Here is a 19,068-nt window from a genome sequence, read left to right as displayed (position 1 = left end):
TAAAACCTAAGGAGGACTTAACTCCAATAGCTTAGCGTTAGCGCTGGCTAAGTCTAAGTAGCCGAAGAAGGTTGTGTCGGTATCACCCCAAACAGCTTGAGATTCAAACGAGCCCGCATCTACATCTGCCGCTAAAACAGGGACAGGTGTATTACCACTAGACTTAACAATGATTAAGCCTCCTGGGATCGGCTTAAATACCCAACCGTTTGGTAATAACTCTAGTGTTGTAGTTGTTACTTCCCATCCAGCTGCATCGAACTGGTTAACTAGGTACCAAGTTCTCGGATTTCCTTCATCATCAAAAATTAAACTTTCATTTAAAGCTAAACGGTTATAGTCCCCTAGATTAGGAATTACCGAACTGTCAATTTCCGCGTAAGTTTTGCCTGCATCAATGGCTGTGCGCACTTGCCCAGTTAAATCCACAACATCAACGCTTCCCCATTCAGGGTATTCGTGACCCAACCAAATACCGGTTGCACCTTTTTCCCACACTCGAACACTTTGGCCAATATTTTCGTCATTAGCCGTAAATGCGTACTCATCTAATGGAATGTGCTGGTATTTACCGTAGTTAATCGACAAAGTGTCACTAATTTGGGTTTGTGTCGCTTGCCAGTTTTGGAACTCAATAACTTCACCATCCAAGTCCGGCTGAGCATCATCTTTAGATGCATTTATAACCAAACGTTTTCCGGTAAGCTCTGTAACAACTTCCGCATTAACAACTTTCTTGGCTTCAGTATTTTCAAACCAATAATCTGTCAACATGTAAGGTGCATTCCACACATAATGCGAATACTCTTCAAACTTCTCAGTATCCGACATCAACATTGGGCCAGTAGTAGTTTCTACATTAGAAAGCGTACCATCTTCACAGATCGCAACCAAAATTGAGCCTACATCTAAGCTATCATTAATTTCAAAAGCAATTAACGACACTTTTTGACTGCTTAGTAGAATAGAGTTCGAGTAATCCCATTCCGTGTTAGGAACTAAGTCAACTTGGTCTCCATACCAATATAATGGGTTATCAGAATAAAATCTTAAGCTCTCATCTTCAGATGTAAGCTCAAAATTGAACACCTGCTCAGCGTCAGTAAATACTTTAGCTTGATACGTATTGTTCCCTACGTACTCGAATAATGTGCCATCTACAGAGGATGGGTTACCTGTACTGCGCAAGAATAGCTGCTGCTGAAGCGGCCCCAAATCATCCAATGGTTCCAAGTCACAACTTGCGTGATTAACATTCAGCCCAGCATAGTCAACTTCTATACTATCGATTTTAGTTTCCGCTAGGGCATACTTACTACGCTCGAATCTAAGAGGGCTTTGCGCAAATACTGAGCCATCTTTATTCACCACATCAAACTCAAAACAGCCGTAGCCCACTTCTGTGTATATATCAACATTGAACACCGCGCCCAACGCATCGACTGAACTAAATGCAATTGTCTCACCGGCTGCATTTCTGTCGGAATAGTCTTTGGTTAAGCTTTGGCAATATCCAGCATTTTCAGCTCGCAGGCTATAGCTTGTATATAGCGCTTCTAATTCGCTTTGGTTTAAGCCAGTGGTTTGCTCGCTAGGAAGAGTAAACAGCACGCTCACTCGTTCCCGTGGCATCGCAGCTTCTCTAGCTGCTTCCTCGGCAATAAGCGCATCCAATTTAGCTTGGGCGGCTGCTTGATTTAAATAACCATAAAAAGTTTGCTCAGGATCCCAATACATTTGAGATTCGAAGTACCCCTTATCAACATCAGCATCAATCAAAGGCACTGGGGTATAATTATCACGAGAGTAATAATCATCACTGTCTTCCAATTTTACGACCATTCCACCAGGTACAACATTAAAGCGCCAGCCATTCGGTAGTTGCTCTAAACCTGTCTCTTGCAGCTGCCATTCTCCTTCAAATTGGTTGACTAAGAACCACGTTCTCACATCGCCATTTGCTTGGTAAACAAAACTATCGCTAAAACGCAGTACGTTATAAGCACTCAAGCCTGCAACCACACTTTCATCAATTTCAGCGTAAGATAAGCCACTATCTAAGGCGGCTTTAATTTTACTATCGAGACCTTCTATTTCGGCAGAGTTCCATTCCGGATAGTCGTGACCAAGCCATAAACCCGAATCACCCTTCTCCCAAACTTTAACTGCTTGGCCAGGCTCTTCTTTAGTAAATGAATAGTTATCTAAGCCGTAGTGGTGATATTCATTAAACTCGAGGCTTAAAGTTTCGGATAGATCGGTAGTTGTATACTTCCAATCCTGAAACTTAATAGCTTTACCATCCTGCCCAAGTTCAGCCATTCCAGTATCATAACTGTATACGTAACGCCCACCAGAACCTTCCGATACCTTTAAACCATCAACTACTTTGCTTGATTCTTGGTAATCTTCCCAATAATTAGTAAGCTCACCTCTATCCCAACGGTATTGCGCATACTCTTCAAATACACCATTGATGCAACAAGTATAAACACTACCTCGCTTAGTGAACTCTCTTTCACCATTTGGCGTTAGCGTTTCTTTGGTGTAATCATTGATCGTTCCATCTGCGGAAGAATCTCTAAGCTCTTCATTTGAAACAGAGCCGTCAGCAAAAGTGGTCGTCACTTGGGTTCTTCTAAAGTAAGGCTCTAGTTCTTCTTTATCTAAAGACTCACTGATTCTCGTTTTTACTTGTTCACCACTTTCTAAGGTTTCAGACGAATGCGTCACTCTTTGAACCCATTCGATTTGAGAGAGGTTTCCAGCATTAACTGCTGCTTCAATATCTATATCGTCAAAGCTTTCATCATCATCATAGCCACCTTCGTCAATTGAAGAAGACTCATCATGGTAAGCAACATAGGAAAGTTGACCAGCTTCATCATGAGTTCCGACTCGGTAAACGCGCCCTTTAAACGTTCTAAGGTTGTCTTGGTTTAAATCGGTTTCCCAATAAAAATGGGCTGAATAAGTTCCATCAGCCAAATAGTTTTCGGTCCAGGATTCTTTTTCAAAAATCAGCGCTTCCTGATCCCCATCTAGCTTTCTTTTATAGTTAGCATAGGTGAGGTAACTGACGGACTCAGCCGCTACTTTTTTTGTACCGTCATCCAATAAGGTAGTAATTTTGCTTTGTTCAACTAGGAAGTAATCTTCTTTCCCAGCAATCCAATTTTTTCGACTGCTTCGCCGGGTGGTAACTTCTACCGTTTGGTTGTCTTCCAAATCCTGTTTAAGCTCTTGCTCTTTTTTAGCCGCTTCTTGACGTTCAGTAGTACGGTCAATCGCTTCTTTTGCTAAGGCTGCTTTAATCGCTTCACCTACCTCATCAGAAAGAAAGTCACCTAAAATAACCTCAACACCACCGTCTAAACCTAAGTCAGCTACCACCTTGGTTTTAGCCGCCATTAGCTCTTGATTAATTTGCTCAGCACTGACTGAACCGCTAGCCAGCAAGGTTAAGCTTTCTTTTAATTCATCAACAACTAGAGAAGTAAAAGGAGAAATCGCTGCGCCGGTAGGATCTTCATTCTCGTCTAATTCAAATAGAGGAGGAGCTGACAACACAACTGGATTAGTAGAGAAATCTTCACCGGTATCCAGGTCAATGGCTCCATCACCCAATAGTGCGCGAATAGGGGCCGACTTCAAACTGGTAATATCAGCGCCCTTCAAAGCTAGAGTGTATGCGCCCGTGTTATCACTTATTGCACTCGGCTCATTTTCGTCTAGCTCCCCATTGAGATTTAGATCCAAAAATACCACGGCGCCAGATACGTAACCATCAATAACTTTTCCGCTCAAGGCTAATACACGGCTTACCGATAATTCAAATGGAGCCAATGAAGCAGTCTCCTTGCCATCACTCACGCTAATAATGATGTCTGATACTGAGCCAATATCTTCTCGCGCAGGCGTACCAGATAGTACGCCAGTTTCCTCATCAAAAGACGCCCAAGTAGGTTTATTGGTAATTGAAAAACTCAGGGTGTCATTATTTTCGTCAGAAGCGACAGGGGTAAAATTAAATGCCACTCCTTCATCTATACTCGACTGCGGCGTACCACTAATAGTTGGCGCGACATTCTTAGGGCTAGAATCACCACCTCCACCGCCACAGGCGGTTAAAGAAAGCGAGATCGCGATCAACGAGGCCAATTTTGACTTGGCATACTTCATATTAAGAGTCCTTTCCTAAAGCTTGCTGTTAATTTGTTTATAATTAGATTTTTTGGCCTACAAAAAGGCCATAAACATCAACATACTACAAATAACAAATGGCTTAACAAGCATACAAATAGGAAAAGAATCGATTATTAGTGACAAGTCAAAAAATAAGACAAATAAACTAATATAAAGATGATTTACCGCAATTGAGGGATAGAAACAACATCAAAATAATGCCACAGTCTCACACCGCGGCATTATTGATTACTTTAATATTATAGGGGGTTGGGCCACTGTTATAAAGGATTATCTGGACAGTTACCACTGATATACAGCGGTACACCAACGCCCGGGTCTATTGGAATAAGCTGAGGGCCGTTAGTAGCTTGCGAGCCCCAATATTCAGCAGGCAAGTTAGCACGTAAACCTTGGGCGAGGGGATAATCACAGAAGCCATTGGTATCTTGTGGCGGATGTTGAGCATAACCCGCCAAGCTTGATAAGGCTTCAAACAAGGCAATTCGGTTTATCCAAATCTGTTTGCTGATCAAGCTAGGCTCAGGCAAACCAGGGTTCACCCCTATCACCGCTTGTCCATCTACCAACGCAACCACGTCCCCGCGAAGTTCTTTACTAAAGTTAACCGTTTCCCAACCTCCGGCTGCTGCACCAATAAATTGATAATTGCCAGTAGCGCCGCTACTTATATTACCAGCACCTAACTGTACCTGAGAAAAACGGCCAGTTGAGCCTACAAACAACCTATCGACTCGCTGCATAACTTCCACCGCCAAGCTTTGTACTAACTTTTCTTGCTGAGAATCAGGAATAGCATCGGCAAAGGGGCTTAATAAACGAAAGTTACCTTGGTGTTCTTCACTTAAGCAATCAACAGTGGGTAACACACCAAGTACTTGCGCGGGCTGAATGGTTCTAAAATCTAGCTGGCAATCGGTTTTTTGCAGGTCTCCGTGTAAATCCAGCACCGTGTGGGGTTTAAACGCCAATGCTGCTGCCACCATGGCTTGGCTCTCTACTGGACGAATGGGCTTATCAAGCTTCACATGGTGATAACGGTTTAAATCGTAACCACGACCAACAATGCCAATAAAACCTGCTTCAGAGTTTTCAGCAAATCCACCACCGGCTTGCGGATCAAGGTTTTGTCTAATGAGGGCACAATTCTCGTCAATCACCGTGCCGGGAGTGGGATTGAAGTTACAACTCTGTGGATCTGGCTCCCCGCCATCAGGATTCGCCCGTAATATAACCAATATATCAAGCTGCTCAAGAATACGCCTGCTGCTGTAGCCAAACCCAGCGCTTAACCAGCGCATAACAGTAAGTGCAGCTTCGGTACCGGCGGGTTCGTTGCCATGTTGCTGAGTAATAATCATCACTCGCTTGCCACTAGGGTTGCCCATTCGTATGCCTAGTAGCTCTCGCCCTTGGGTAGACCACCCAATATGCTCAGGGTTGGTATTACCTCGACCACCGTCGTCTACCGTGCAAACTACCGCCTGGCGAATACTTTGCGGCTCAACCTGCTCGCCACAAACTTGATAATTGATATCAAGATCTGTCGGTAGCGCTTGGTCGATATTCACAATACCTTGGTTATTATCGTTAATAATCAACGCCCCTGTTTGCAGTGGTACTCGTGCGAAGTAGGGCATAAAACGCAGCTGAGTGCGCAGGTCTTGGTAGGTTGAGAGTCGCCAATAAGGGTTGTCGTGAACTGCCGAGTGAAACCTGGCTGAGGCAGTAGCACTTAAACCTAACAGCAAAGGCAGCAAGCAAATCGAGCTAAATTTCATTGATCATCCTTGATAAGTGAGAGCTAGAGCAAATAAAGCTCAACTCGTAGTCAAAAATAAATCATAGGGCTTTGGCTGTTTAATTAGTAATTAATTAATAATACTAATTATCAATTCGCTGTAATTTTTCCTTTGCAGTAAGTAGCTTAGCCGTTTATTCATCGGCAGACAGCATACGAATTTCGCGCTGCGGAAAGGGTATTTGCACGCCAGCTTGTTGCAAAGCTTTAAACACAGCAAGGTTGGCAGAGAATTTTGTTTGATGGAATATCGGAGTGGGTACCCAAAAGCGGTAACTAATGTTTATGCCGCTATCGGCGAATGCATCAATGCCCACTTTAGTAGCTGGTGTGCTTTGCACCTCAGCAATGGTCGCCAAGGTGTTTTCTATCAAGGCGATGACTTGCTCGGGGTCACTGCCGTAAGCCACGGCCACCTCACCTTCTACTAAACTATTTTGCTCAGTATTTTTAAGAATTTCCCCAACAATATGGCGATTAGGAATGGTCACGCGTTCGTTGTCTTCGTTCACCAACACCGTCGTCGCCAAATTAATTTCTTCTACGATACCGGTGTAGCCTTTTACCGTGATGGTGTTTTTAAGCACGAAAGGCCGCGTAAGAATAATCGCCAAACCCGCACCATAGTTAGATAACGTACCTTGAATGGCTAAACCTGCGCCAAGAGAAACAGCACCTAATGCCGCCACAAATGGCGTAATGCTGACCCCAAGTTTACCCAAGGCAATAATCACCGTCATGCTAATCAGCAATATCTTCACCACATTAGCGATGAAGTTAGCCAAAGTAATGTCTAAACCTTTACCGTCTAAGGTTTTGAATAACCACTTAGCGACTTTAGAGGCAAACCACAGCCCCAATAGCACAATAATAATGGCGCCCACTAGCTGGAAGCTATAGCGCACCATAAAGTCGACAATAGTTTGATATACCGATTCGAGCTGGGCGAGTTCTTGGTCAATCATTTAGCATTCCTTGCAGGCAGTACAAACAGTGAGCAGACTTGCTGATTAATCATGCTCTTAGTCAAGTTTACTCGTTAAATATTAGCTTGATAGGATAATTTTTGCATGTCACTAAATCATTTACTGAAGTACGCAACGGGAAGTGAAAAATCGTTCTTAATCTAGTTTGCCCCCTCTACTCGCGGTAAGCTGGTTTTTATGGCTAGCGATTAAAAATACTTAATGACAGAATCACTCTCTCTTCAACAAGCTAGAAAACTGGTACTGCACGCTCAGCTCTTGCCGCCAACAGCAGCTCGCGGCAGCGCAATAGATGCCAGCCTAGCCGCCATTGAGCAACTCGCTTATTTACAGATAGATACCATCTCAGTGATTCAACGCGCTCATCATCACACTCTGTGGAACCGCAACCCACGTTATCAAGTAGAGCACCTAGATCGATTAGTTAAAGATAAAAAGGTCTTTGAATACTGGTCGCATGCGGCGGCTTATTTACCCATGCGTGATTACCGCTTTAGCTTGCCACGTAAACATGCCTTTGCCAGCGGTCAGCAAAAACACTGGTATAACAAAAACACCCAATTGATGGACGCGATATTAAAGCGCATTAGCGAAGAAGGGCCATTAATGGCCAAAGATTTTGAGCACCATGGTAAAAAAACCGGTGATTGGGCCAGTAAACCGGCTAAACAAGCGTTGGAGTGTTTGTTCATGCAAGGCGATTTAATGGTGCCTTACCGTCAAAACTTCCATAAGGTGTATCAGCTCACCGAACGAGTACTGCCAACAACTATCAACACATCTGTTCCCTGCCAAGAAGAACATAGCCGCTTTTTAGTCACCTCTTACTTACGCGCCAATGGGTTAGGCCAAGCGTCTGAAATGGTGTATTTGTTAAAGAACAATAAAAAGGCAGTAGAGAACACCTTAAACGAAATGCTGAATAGCGGCGAAGTCGATAGGTTTAACGTTAATGGGCACCCCTATTTTGCATTGCCCGCATCACTCCCTCTACTGAGCAAACCGCTAGCACGCAGCAAATTGAAAATTTTGTCTCCCTTCGATAACTTGCTAATCCAGCGTAAACGTATGCAAAAGCTGTTTGATTTTGACTATTTAATTGAGTGTTACGTACCTAAAGCTAAACGCCAATACGGGTATTTCTCTTTGCCTATATTGTGGGATGGTCGTTTAGTAGCGCGAATGGACTGCAAAGCTGAGCGTAGCAGCCAAACCCTGCATATTTTCAACTTGGTATTAGAGCCTTGGCTAAAAAAGCTCGACGCCTTTAGCCTAGCGTTAACAACAGAACTGGCGATGTTTATGCGCTTTAACCAATGTAATGCTCTGCAGTTATCCATTAGCAAAGCCAACGCCAAGCAACTGAATACGACCTTACTCAGCCAACTAACAGCCTTTAGTACAATTCAATAAGCTATCGGCTTCCAATAGTTAGCCACCAACGTTTAAAGCAGCGGGATTACCTCGCGCAAACTCGTGAGAATATGCTTGGCTCGACGCTTAACCTCATCATTAGCTTGCAACATATCCGGAATCATTATTGCCTGGCAACCTGCGTCTAACGCCGCTTGCATACCGTTATTCGAGTCTTCTAATACCAAGCATTCTGCTGGCGGTAACACTAAGCCTTCACAAGCCAACAAATAACAATCTGGGTAAGGCTTGCCACGACTCACATCTTCCGAAGTAATTACTCGTTCAAATTGCTCTAAAAAGGGAGAGCCTGAAAAATAATGCTTAACCTCGGCCATGCCAGAAGAGGTCACCAAAGCACAACGAATGGCTCGTTGCTGTAAATAGCCAAACAACTCGGTAAAACCAGGTTGGTAAGTTACCCCAGCAGCACACAAAGCGTGAAAGTGCTTATCTCTTACCGCTTGGTATCGCGGCAAATCCAGTTCAGCACCAAGGTGTTGCACTAACATTTGCTCACAGGCGGCATCAGGCACGCCAATAAAGTGCTGGTACAGAGCATCGCTCAGCTTTAAGCCTTGCTCTTTAGCGGCATATTGCCAACTGGTTTTATAGATGCTTTCGGTATCAAAAATTAAACCATCCATGTCAAACAACACTGCGTTAATCATAAGTGAAAACTCCCACAACCAAAGAATGTCGATAAAGCGTCATTATTGCGCGAATCTTTCATTACCAATACTAAAACGCCAAAGAAAAAATACTACAAATATGTAATTTAATTACAAATTAGCCATGCGAGGCTCAATAAACGAACCAAAACAGCTCAATAAACAAACTAACCAATGCTTAAATTAGGCCTAGAATTCAATTTATGAGACGGAAGTCACACATCAACAGCCGACCGCCCCCCTACAAATAGTGACTCAAATCACTTTAATATTTACTTAAAGGTCACTTAAATTGGCTTGTAAGTTATCAACGCGTAAATGATGTGACATTAATCACCAATTCTTCTGCTTACACCCAACCAAAAATAGATGTGAGTCACAAAAACCCACTAGAAGTAGGCAAAATGAAATCTTATGCTAAATTTACATCAACTTGAGAGACACCCAGCGGTCCTTCAAGGACCGACAAACAAATTCATTAAAGGGACAATTCTATGCTATCCCCAGATGCAAAGATTAAAGTACAAAACTTTGGACGCTTCCTCTCCAACATGGTGATGCCGAACATTGGCGCCTTCATCGCTTGGGGTTTTATTACTGCACTATTCATCCCAACCGGTTGGCTACCAAACGAAACGCTAGCCTCTATGGTTGGCCCAATGATTACCTACTTGCTACCACTACTGATTGGTTATACCGGCGGTAAAATGGTTGGCGGCGATCGCGGCGCGGTTGTGGGTGCTATTACAACTATGGGTGTAATTGTAGGTACCGACATTCCAATGTTTATGGGCGCGATGATTGTTGGCCCACTTGGCGGTATCGCCATTAAGAAATTTGATGCAGCAGTTCACGGTAAAGTGAAAAGCGGCTTTGAGATGTTGGTAAACAACTTCTCTGCCGGCATTATCGGTATGATTTGTGCCATTCTTGCTTACTTAGTGATTGGCCCAGCGGTTAAATTGCTGTCTGCTGGTTTAGCTGCAGGCGTTAACGCTATGGTTGAAGCAGGCGCGTTACCACTAGCCTCTATCTTTGTAGAGCCAGCCAAAATCCTATTCTTGAATAATGCGATTAACCACGGCATCTTCTCGCCACTGGGTATTCAGCAGTCAGAAGAGTTTGGTCGCTCAATCTTCTTCTTGATTGAAGCAAACCCAGGCCCAGGTCTTGGTTTACTTATCGCTTACATGGTGTTTGGTAAAGGTAACGCTAAGCAGTCTGCAGCGGGTGCGTCTATCATCCACTTCTTTGGTGGTATCCACGAAATCTATTTCCCTTACGTGTTAATGAATCCACGTCTTATTTTGGCGGTTATTGCCGGTGGTATGACAGGTGTATTCACACTGACTGTGTTTGACGCAGGTCTGATTTCTCCAGCATCACCAGGGTCTATTTTTGCGGTACTACTAATGACACCGAAGTCAGGCTTTGTAGGCGTGATTCTATCGGTAATCGCTTCTGCTGCAGTGTCATTCATTGTTGCTTCGCTGCTGCTTAAAACCCAAGCTGATACTGGTGAAGACGATTCACTTGAGCAAGCGACTAGCCAAATGCAAGGCATGAAGTCATCTTCTAAAGGCCAATCTGGTGAAGCGGTAACTGCCGACATGGCTTTAGTTAACAAAATCATCGTAGCGTGTGATGCCGGTATGGGCTCTAGCGCCATGGGTGCCAGCTTACTGCGTAAGAAAGTTGAAGCTGCCAACCTCAATATTGAGGTCACCAACTTAGCTATTAATAACCTGCCAAACGACGCAGACATTGTGATTACTCACAAAGACCTAACCGACCGAGCGCGAACTCATGCGGCGCAAGCACAGCATATATCTTTGAATAACTTCTTAGACAGCGCACTTTACGACAACTTAGTCAGCGAACTAAGCACTGCACAGGCGGCTCCAGCAAAAAAGGCTGAAACGCCAGCAGACACAAGCTCTAGCGAATCAGGAACGCTTAAGCTTTCAAAAGAAAACATCTTTTTGGGAATGGAAGCAAAAACCAAACAAGATGTGATCCAGTTTGCTGGTGAACAACTCGTGAAGCTGGGCTACGTGGAGGCCGATTACGTGCCAGGCATGTTAGCTCGTGAAGAACTAGTGTCTACCTATCTTGGCGAATCTATTGCTGTTCCACATGGAACAATTGAAGCAAAACAATTCGTTAAAGCCACTGGCATCGTGTTCTGTCAGTTCCCAGAGGGCATCCGCTGGGGTGAAGACGAAGACGATATTGCCAAAATGGTGATTGGTATTGCAGCGCAAGGTGATGAACATATTCACGTTATCACCGCCATTACCAACGCATTGGACGACGAAGAAGCAATTGAATGCTTAAAAACAACATCAAACCCGGATGATGTGCTTCGAATCCTAAACGGCAAGTAAGCCTCATTCATTCTTAATACCTACGGAGGCCAAAAACAATTTTGGCCTCCTGTTTCAGTTTTACAGTACTATTTTCGGGACATTTATTATGAAAGCATTACATTTTGGCGCCGGTAACATTGGCCGCGGCTTTATTGGCAAATTATTAGCCGACGCAGGCATCGCCGTTACCTTTGCCGACGTAAACGAAACCGTTATTTCCGCACTACAACAACGTGGCGAGTACCAGGTTAAGGTAGTGGGCGAACAATGCACTTTAGAGCCAGTAAGCAAAGTAACCGCGGTAAATTCAAGCAGTGCAGAAGTGGTTGATTGCGTGGCTGAGTCTGACCTTGTGACCACCGCGGTGGGGCCAACAGTATTAAACATTATTGCTAAAACCATTGCCCAAGGCATTGAGAAACGCTTGCTAGCCGGTGTCACTCAACCAATGAACATTATCGCCTGCGAAAACATGGTACGCGGTACTAGCCAGCTAAAAGCGGAAGTACTTAAACATTTACCCCAAGCTTTACATGCGCAAACAGAGCTTTTGATCGGTTTTGTTGACTCAGCAGTGGACCGCATTGTGCCACCAGCTGAAGCCGGTGAAAGCGACCCATTAGCGGTAACCGTAGAAACCTTTAGTGAGTGGATTGTTGACCAGACTCAATTTAAGGGAAACATCCCTGACATTAAAGGTATGGAATGCACCGACAACCTAATGGCCTTTGTAGAACGTAAACTGTTCACTTTAAACACCGGTCACCTCATCACCGCTTATTTAGGCGTAATGGCGGGCCACGAAACCATTAAAGATGCGATTGAAGACCCTGCCATTAGAGCTGACGTTAAAGCCGCCATGCAAGAAAGTGGTGAAGTGCTGATTCGCCGTTATCAGTTTGACCCAACGGCGCACGCTGCTTACATAGAAAAAATTCTTGGCCGCTTTGCTAACCCTTATTTGCGTGACGAAGTAGACCGCGTAGGTCGCCAACCTATTCGTAAACTCAGCCCACAAGATCGTTTGATTAAGCCATTAAATGGTACTTTGGAATATCAGCTACCCAACAGCCACTTGATTAAAGGCATTGCGGCTGCTTTCCATTATCAAAACGACGACGATCCACAAGCAGTAGAACTGCAAGCAATGTTCAAAGAAAAAGGCTTCTGCGACACACTCGCGCATTATTCAGAGCTGAATAGTAGCGACGAAGTTGTTAAACTAGCCGAACAAGCGTATCTAGCGTTGAAATAATGAATCAGCCAAGTGCCACTAATGTGGCACTTTGTTATTACCGAGACCCTATGCCTATTCACCCCACAAATGAAGCTGAGCTATTAGAAGCTATTGCCGAAGCAAGCAGTGCTAGCGAGTGTTTAATGGCGGCGTACGACGCCCTTGATGACACCGTAGACACCCTGCTAAAAAGCATCTTCAACAAAGACGACTATGCCGTTAAGTTTGCGGTAGACCCCTTGTTGAAAAACGATGGCCCGCTGGGCGACATTATGCTGCGAGCAAAGCTAATTTTGGGTTTAGGAGTGATTTCTCAGGAGATTTACGAAGACATCGAAATTTTTGTCACCCTAAGAGAGTGGACAAAAATTCAAGATGAGAAGGTAAGTTTTACTGAAATAGACATTCTGTTCGAACTTAACAAAGTGCACGCTATTCAACGGATCATGCCCATTGAAGAAGACCTTGCCAAACTTAACAAACTTAGCGGTCCAATGTACGACATGCATCTTGCTCGTCATAATCAAAAAGTGCGGTCAACCATCGTTTTAGCCATTACCGACATGGTTGCCTATCTATGTCGCGACAATGTGTTAATGCAAACCATGATGCGCTAACCCTCACTTCGTAAAAGGCAGGGATGCCTAGTCTCTCGCGCAATTCCCAGGCAACACTCGCAAACCCGTGCTGCTAGAAACGACGATTTAAACCTGCAATAAATTGGCGTCGGTCTCCACCAAAGCCTACATACTCCACCATTACCGACCAATACGCATTAACGTTGAAGTTACCGCCGACCAGCCCTTGCCATTTATCTTTATTCTCTTGGCGAATCTTATAGTCTATGGACAAGTCAGTACCGGGAACCGGCTGATTACCCTCAATACGTAACTCGCTGTCTAAATAGCTCACGCCACCATACAGGGCCAAGCTGCGATCGTCTTCAAACTGGAACAATTTCCCGACTCGTGGCACCGCGCTAAACACTACACCGTCGCTGCTGGTTCGATCCATATCTGCATAGGTAAAAGTAAGTGGTACAGCCACAAAATAGCTTCGCCAACCACCAGCTAGCACGGTACCAATGCTATAGCTGTAACCCGATACATCTACATTTACATTAAACGGTACCGTTTCTTTTCCTTCTAGAACGCGACACGCTGGGTGGCTAATAATGCCTGAACAGTCAATTTCTAGCTGCTCTAATAAATCGTCACCATTGAGTGCAAAATTAACGTTAGCGTCGCCGCTTATCCGGCCAAAGGTGCCAAATACGTTCATGAAAGGAAACAGCCAAGCATCCACTTTAATTTGCGGAGTAGAGGTGCTGTTATCATTGTCGCTAAAGGCCACGAAATCGATCGGTACTTTGTTTCCACCGCCACCTGGGCCAACTTCTAATTCATCAAGATCCATGTGTTGATAAGTATCAACGTAAATCAAACTAATGCCGATAGGCATGGGTAAGTCGTAACCTAGGTCTACGACACGCTGGCCGTAAAAGGGCAATACACGGTCCCACTTTCTCGGCGCATGTTGCTTTTGAGTACCGCGAGATTGGCTGTCTTTCATTGGCAGAGTGATTTTGTTTAAGCCGCTGTCGGTAAGTTCTTCATTACGTGAAACGTTCACTAACACCGCTGAGCCAGACAGATTTGCGCCGCCATCATTCACCACGTAAGCAGGTACGTCATACTCGTTTACATTCATTGTTGTAGCAAACGTTTGGCCGCTTTCGCCCAAGCGCCATTCTGCCGACACTCCTGTGCCCCAACCGCCTTGATCAAAGGCATCTAAACTTTGTTGGTTTTCAAATAAGGCTATAAGGTAGTAATTACTTAGGCCTAAACCTAAGCCAACATCGTAACGTTCCACATCCATGTAACTAATGCTGTCGTCTTGATTATTATACAAAGCACCTAGTCCCTGAGACTTGCCCAATATAGGTACTTTAAAGCTGGATAATTCAGAACTAAAGTAACCAGCAGAGTTGGCGACTTCTTGCTCTAGCTCAGGCTGTAACTCAAGCAAGCGCTGCAGACCTACGTCGGCACTTTGCTCTACTTGTTGGCGAACTTCTTCACGCTCACCTGAGGGGATAAGGGTTTTGGTGGAGCATGCGCTTAAACCTATGACTAACAATAAACTCAGGCCGAACGACGGGGTTAATCTCATTACAATCCTTATAGGGAATGAAGTGCTTCCTGCTGCTTCTACTCAAACTATCTCACTAATTACTTTAGCGGAACAAGCTGCTCTTGAACATAATCGCCATCAATTTACTGATTGAAAAAACAGCTAATTAAGTAGAATTATGAGGCAAACTGGTAGTGAAAACCTTGCTAGCCAACTGGGCTAGTGGTGCGTATGCAGATAAATGAGGCAGGATAATGACAGGAGATTAAATCTCTTCAAGGTAAATTTTAAATATTTGTTCATTGCCTGATAGCGTAATCTTTCCATCGTTATATTTAGGTGGCCCAAAACGCCCTTTAATATTGTTGCTAATACCAACGGCTTCACGAGGAATACCAAGCCAATTAGTATCTAACTTACCGTTGGCATTCTCGTCATAATAAACACTAATGGCACACTCTGCTGGCAGTGAGCTACTAAAGGTAAACCTAAGTTGTTTATTGCGAATGTGACTAGCAGCAATGGTTTTTACAAGAAAAGGGGTTTTAAGATAGTTGTCTTCTGAGTCCCATACGCTTACCACTATTTGTCCTTTTCCTGCCTTAATCCCCAAGATATCAATGTGGACATCTGCGGCAACCACAAAAAACGGAACAAGACTTAATAGATAAATTAGGCGCTTCATAAGGCTTATATTGAACGATATAGATAACGCCAATGATAAGCCTCTACGAGTAATTTGTAATGCTGATTTCGCAGCTACCCGCTTACTTGCATTGAATGGTTACCCTACAGATTGGTTCTATTCAGCCTCAGCACAGCCAGCATCAATAGCAGGCCAAAACCTACACTACCGCCACCACTGTCAGAATCCGGCGTGGGCTCAGGATCCGGTGTAGGGTCTGGATCCGGCGTAGGGTCTGGATCCGGCGTAGGGTCTGGGTCCGGTGTAGGGTCTGGGTCCGGCGTAGGGTCTGGGTCCGGCGTTGGATCTGGGTCCGGTGTAGGGTCTGGGTCCGGCGTAGGGTCTGGGTCCGGCGTTGGATCTGGGTCCGGCGTAGGGTCCGGTGTTGGTGCTGTTGATTTATCTTTTATGGTTACCGTTACAGAATCATTAGTGCCTGCAAGGGCATTAATCAGCGTTCCCATACTAATCACTAGCGTTTCGTCACCTTCAATCAGCTCATCTGCTAGTATTTGAAAAGTTAAAGCTCCTTCAGTGCCAGCGTTAATCACTAAGCTACCGGCAAGCAAGTTGTGGTCACTGCTATCAGCGGTGCCGCTCAAGGTATAGGGAATGGTCACTGGATAAACCCCTGCGTCACTAGACAGCGTAACAACAATAGTTACCTGTTGATTTTCATCAACCTCCAAACTGCTAACACTAAAGCTCGCCAGCGGCACTTCCACCGTCGGATTTACACAATCTTCTCCAGGAAGCCCATAACAGCCATTACCGGTTGGGCCTAGCTGTCTATCCCAGGTTATGCCCGCTATCCAGTTTTCGTTATCGCCGCCTTTCTCGTAAGCGCCAACATCGGGGTTACCATCGGTAACATCGTCGGTAATACCCGCAATAACACGGCCAGCATCAATAGGGGCAGAGCTGGCTTTTAAGCGAAAATCGCCATTGGCATAATCGACAAAAGGAGATTCGGCCGTGGTTAAGTTGTTCTGCTTGTCAGATTGCGGTTCCCACGAGTCTTTATCAGACAAGTTGTTCCAAACATTCACATTAGAAAACGCGGTACCGTCTTTATGCCACGCCCCCATAGTGGCGCTGCCATTCCATAGGGTGTTGTTATAAATGTTTATGTCGGTGCCATTCCAATTAATTTGAATATTCGACCACTCGGTATTCCAAATCACATTGTGGTGAACCTCAAAACCTTCGGCGTCGTTATCTAAATAGATACCAGCCGCTTTGCTTTTACTACCCGATGAATAAGCATCGTGCAGCCAGTTGTGGTGGATCTCAGTATTGCTAGGGCCGCCCACGGTGTAAAAAAGGCCGCAATCATCGGCAATTAAATTACTGCGAGAAATGTCGTTAAAGGCATATTCAGCATTGTTATTAAAGGCTTGAATAGCATCTCGGCCACCACGGGTAATGGTGTTTCTTAGTACCTTGGTATTGTTGCCACCACGAGCGTTAATAATCGCGTCGTAATTGCCCAAGTAGTTAAAATCGTGAATATAGGAATCAAGAATTTGGGTATTTTCACCAGAATCATAAATGCCGGTACCAGAGCCAAAGCCAATCTCACTTTTCTCTATCACGTTGTTTACACTGTTAAACTGGTTCCAGTCACTACGAATATTAACGCTTTGATTATCTGACGAAAAACCCGACACCACCCCTAGTGTGTAGTTGCCGTATAAACTGGTCACGCCATAAATGTGGTTGTGCGAGGCTCCACTAGTGATCTCGATTGAGCCACCAAATACCGCAAGATTTTTAATATGAATATAACTGCGTGAAGATAAATCGATAGTGGTTTCACGCTTACGCATTTGCACTTGGTTTTCACCTGGCATCACGCCATCAGGCAGCTGCACATAAAGCTTGTTGTTATCGGCATCAAAATACCATTCGTTTTGATAATCTAATGCTTCTTTAATCCCTTGCAGGAAAAAGTCACCGCCATCGGCAGGGGCATGAAAAGTGCGGATCCAAGTGGGATTTTTATCTAGGCTAAAACTCACTTGAGTGGTGGTATTGCTGGTAATAAAGGCGCGCCAAGTTGTCCAGCCAGAACCCGGTTTATCCCCGTAAAAATAAACAGAGCCCCCCTTCGACCAATCGGCATCAGGAATACCCGGTGAATAATCTAAATAAGCATTGTTTGCTACATCACTGGCACTGCCACCCGTGTTTCTTAGCGAGTTTTGAGTAAACGGGTCGCCATCAATATTGTTCGGCCAGCGCGCTAAATCCATGGCAGTATTGCCTTGCATCACAAAGTTCGATTGGCCTAAATCCCAAGCAACATCGGCAACATAAATATTAGCCGAGTCTTCTGTCCAGTTATTTACCGCTTCCATGGCGGTAATGACTACTTTTTCATCTTGATAAGACTGAAACACAATCGGGTTTGACTCTACCCCTGAATGACTCGGCCGTAACACCTCATGATAAACACCTTCTCGAATGTTCACGGTATCGCCAGCAACCGCTATTTGCGCAGCTTTAGCCAAGCTTAGAAAAGGCGTAGCAATAGAGCCGTCGGCGGCATCATCGCCGCTTGGTGCAACAAAATAGTCAGCAGCATGAGATAAATGTGAAAGTGTGATTAAGGCGATAAATGTCGATATGTGACTTAGCTTAAAGGACACTGATAGATTCCCGTCTTTATTGTGTTCCATGTTAATTGGCGAAACAATATACTAAATGGAATCGACTATCAATTTATTATAAAACAAAGACTTAAATATGATCAGCAACTATTAAGAGTTTAATATTGACGGACAATAGTAACTATTCAAAAGTCGCCATACCCTGGCCAGATTTTTAGATATGGCTAAGTGCTTTATTAGGCATGCTACTCGCTCTTTCTTATCTCACCCCAAATGTTACGAGTATCAATTTTAGCTGACCATTCTCGAAACTTGGAACGGTACTCTTGCCAAGGCTCTTCTAGCATTTCACGAGGGTCTTCACTAATTGAATAGGCCATTCCTTCAATTAGCCAAGTGGGCAGAATTAAACACTTCAGGGTGCCTAACTCTTGCCTTTGCAAATGATGTATCAGCTCGTGACGCACATAATATGGCTTCCACGCTCGTGGGCTAATAACAATTCCAAATGTGCCAAATGAAACAGCCGAGCGCGTTCCTAATCCAAACTTCTCTGCGCACTTCCATGAGGAGCAAAAAATTACGCTTGGGGTAAGCTCAAAAGGACTGATTCGTTCAGAAAGAAATACAATAGCAGCTGAACGCAAATCTCTGGCTTCTTCAACTCTATTAACATCATCAATACAGATCCCATCATCGAAGCAATTTAGGCCTAACAGCTCTGGAGCAATAACCCTAAGCGGCTTCACTACAAACCAAGAAACCAAAGGCACTACAACCAAAAATAACAAAGCTATTCTTACTATTCGATTCTCTAGGAACTTCATTAATCTTGATACCTAACGCTTGGCGTAGGAGCTAGTATTTTCATCAGCATATTAGCTCGAGAACGGTAATCCTTTTTATAAAAGTCTCTAGACAACTCTATTAGGGATAACCATTCGTTAAGGCT

General features: G+C 44.3%; 12 protein-coding genes. 4 read left to right on the top strand and 8 right to left on the bottom strand.

Features of this window, described 5'->3' with window-relative positions:
• Nucleotides 1-6: 6 nt before the first annotated feature.
• The 3 genes from Q4592_RS12100 to Q4592_RS12090 all read right to left on the bottom strand — a co-directional run bounded on the left by Q4592_RS12100 (nucleotide 7) and on the right by Q4592_RS12090 (nucleotide 6,972).
• Nucleotides 7-4,182, bottom strand: coding sequence for a putative Ig domain-containing protein (locus tag Q4592_RS12100; RefSeq protein WP_303513296.1), 4,176 nt, complete (start codon nucleotides 4,180-4,182; stop codon nucleotides 7-9).
• Between the two features lie 284 nt (nucleotides 4,183-4,466).
• Nucleotides 4,467-5,987 (bottom strand): M14 family zinc carboxypeptidase, encoded by a 1,521-nt coding sequence (locus Q4592_RS12095; RefSeq protein WP_303513294.1) that lies wholly within the window; start codon nucleotides 5,985-5,987, stop codon nucleotides 4,467-4,469.
• Nucleotides 5,988-6,141: 154 nt separating this feature from the next.
• The gene (locus Q4592_RS12090; RefSeq protein ID WP_303513292.1) at nucleotides 6,142-6,972 is read right to left on the bottom strand and encodes a mechanosensitive ion channel family protein; all 831 of its coding nucleotides are present in this window, start codon (nucleotides 6,970-6,972) and stop codon (nucleotides 6,142-6,144) included.
• Between the two features lie 222 nt (nucleotides 6,973-7,194).
• Here Q4592_RS12090 and Q4592_RS12085 point away from each other — a divergent pair, with 222 nt between their 5' ends.
• The gene (locus Q4592_RS12085; protein WP_303513289.1) at nucleotides 7,195-8,406 is read left to right on the top strand and encodes a winged helix-turn-helix domain-containing protein; all 1,212 of its coding nucleotides are present in this window, start codon (nucleotides 7,195-7,197) and stop codon (nucleotides 8,404-8,406) included.
• A gap of 32 nt (nucleotides 8,407-8,438) precedes the next feature.
• On the opposite strand, the gene Q4592_RS12080 is transcribed toward Q4592_RS12085, so the two are convergent.
• Entirely contained in the window at nucleotides 8,439-9,077 is a 639-nt protein-coding gene (locus Q4592_RS12080; RefSeq protein ID WP_303513285.1) for an HAD family phosphatase, read from the bottom strand.
• Between the two features lie 494 nt (nucleotides 9,078-9,571).
• Between Q4592_RS12080 and Q4592_RS12075 the strand changes: the two genes are divergently transcribed.
• The 3 genes from Q4592_RS12075 to Q4592_RS12065 all read left to right on the top strand — a co-directional run bounded on the left by Q4592_RS12075 (nucleotide 9,572) and on the right by Q4592_RS12065 (nucleotide 13,300).
• Complete coding sequence (locus Q4592_RS12075) at nucleotides 9,572-11,464, top strand: PTS mannitol transporter subunit IICBA (RefSeq protein ID WP_137673466.1); 1,893 nt, start codon at nucleotides 9,572-9,574, stop codon at nucleotides 11,462-11,464.
• An 88-nt stretch (nucleotides 11,465-11,552) separates the two neighbouring features.
• Nucleotides 11,553-12,701 (top strand): mannitol-1-phosphate 5-dehydrogenase, encoded by a 1,149-nt coding sequence (locus tag Q4592_RS12070; RefSeq protein WP_303513282.1) that lies wholly within the window; start codon nucleotides 11,553-11,555, stop codon nucleotides 12,699-12,701.
• Entirely contained in the window at nucleotides 12,701-13,300 is a 600-nt protein-coding gene (locus Q4592_RS12065; protein ID WP_303513279.1) for an MltR family transcriptional regulator, read from the top strand. The genes Q4592_RS12070 and Q4592_RS12065 overlap by 1 nt, the downstream gene beginning before the upstream one ends.
• A gap of 73 nt (nucleotides 13,301-13,373) precedes the next feature.
• On the opposite strand, the gene Q4592_RS12060 is transcribed toward Q4592_RS12065, so the two are convergent.
• The 4 genes from Q4592_RS12060 to Q4592_RS12045 form a co-directional block, all read right to left on the bottom strand.
• Nucleotides 13,374-14,858: a hypothetical protein gene (locus Q4592_RS12060; protein ID WP_303513276.1), complete on the bottom strand. Its 1,485-nt coding sequence runs from the start codon at nucleotides 14,856-14,858 to the stop codon at nucleotides 13,374-13,376.
• A 226-nt stretch (nucleotides 14,859-15,084) separates the two neighbouring features.
• Entirely contained in the window at nucleotides 15,085-15,504 is a 420-nt protein-coding gene (locus tag Q4592_RS12055; protein WP_303513273.1) for a DUF2141 domain-containing protein, read from the bottom strand.
• A 104-nt stretch (nucleotides 15,505-15,608) separates the two neighbouring features.
• Nucleotides 15,609-18,155, bottom strand: a complete 2,547-nt coding sequence (locus Q4592_RS12050) for a right-handed parallel beta-helix repeat-containing protein (RefSeq protein WP_303513268.1) — start codon at nucleotides 18,153-18,155, stop codon at nucleotides 15,609-15,611.
• Between the two features lie 206 nt (nucleotides 18,156-18,361).
• A complete protein-coding gene (locus Q4592_RS12045; RefSeq protein ID WP_303513265.1) occupies nucleotides 18,362-18,943 on the bottom strand; it encodes a hypothetical protein in 582 nt (193 codons plus the stop codon).
• Nucleotides 18,944-19,068 lie beyond the last annotated feature (125 nt).

The organism is Agarivorans sp. 1_MG-2023 (assembly GCF_030548385.1).
In the GTDB taxonomy this organism is placed as follows: Bacteria; Pseudomonadota; Gammaproteobacteria; order Enterobacterales; family Celerinatantimonadaceae; genus Agarivorans.
Note: the sequence above shows the minus strand (reverse complement) of the source record. Positions and strands in the feature narration are given on the sequence as shown.

Bases quoted from the DNA above. Each gene is read 5' to 3' on its own strand.
- Q4592_RS12060 (WP_303513276.1), bottom strand. From the start codon at position 14,858: ATGAGATTAACCCCGTCGTTCGGCCTGAGTTTATTGTTAGTCATAGGT.
- Q4592_RS12070 (WP_303513282.1), top strand. From the start codon at position 11,553: ATGAAAGCATTACATTTTGGCGCCGGTAACATTGGCCGCGGCTTTATT.
- Q4592_RS12045 (WP_303513265.1), bottom strand. From the start codon at position 18,943: ATGAAGTTCCTAGAGAATCGAATAGTAAGAATAGCTTTGTTATTTTTG.
- Q4592_RS12080 (WP_303513285.1), bottom strand. From the start codon at position 9,077: ATGATTAACGCAGTGTTGTTTGACATGGATGGTTTAATTTTTGATACC.
- Q4592_RS12065 (WP_303513279.1), top strand. From the start codon at position 12,701: ATGAATCAGCCAAGTGCCACTAATGTGGCACTTTGTTATTACCGAGAC.
- Q4592_RS12055 (WP_303513273.1), bottom strand. From the start codon at position 15,504: ATGAAGCGCCTAATTTATCTATTAAGTCTTGTTCCGTTTTTTGTGGTT.
- Q4592_RS12095 (WP_303513294.1), bottom strand. From the start codon at position 5,987: ATGAAATTTAGCTCGATTTGCTTGCTGCCTTTGCTGTTAGGTTTAAGT.
- Q4592_RS12085 (WP_303513289.1), top strand. From the start codon at position 7,195: ATGACAGAATCACTCTCTCTTCAACAAGCTAGAAAACTGGTACTGCAC.
- Q4592_RS12090 (WP_303513292.1), bottom strand. From the start codon at position 6,972: ATGATTGACCAAGAACTCGCCCAGCTCGAATCGGTATATCAAACTATT.
- Q4592_RS12100 (WP_303513296.1), bottom strand. From the start codon at position 4,182: ATGAAGTATGCCAAGTCAAAATTGGCCTCGTTGATCGCGATCTCGCTT.
- Q4592_RS12075 (WP_137673466.1), top strand. From the start codon at position 9,572: ATGCTATCCCCAGATGCAAAGATTAAAGTACAAAACTTTGGACGCTTC.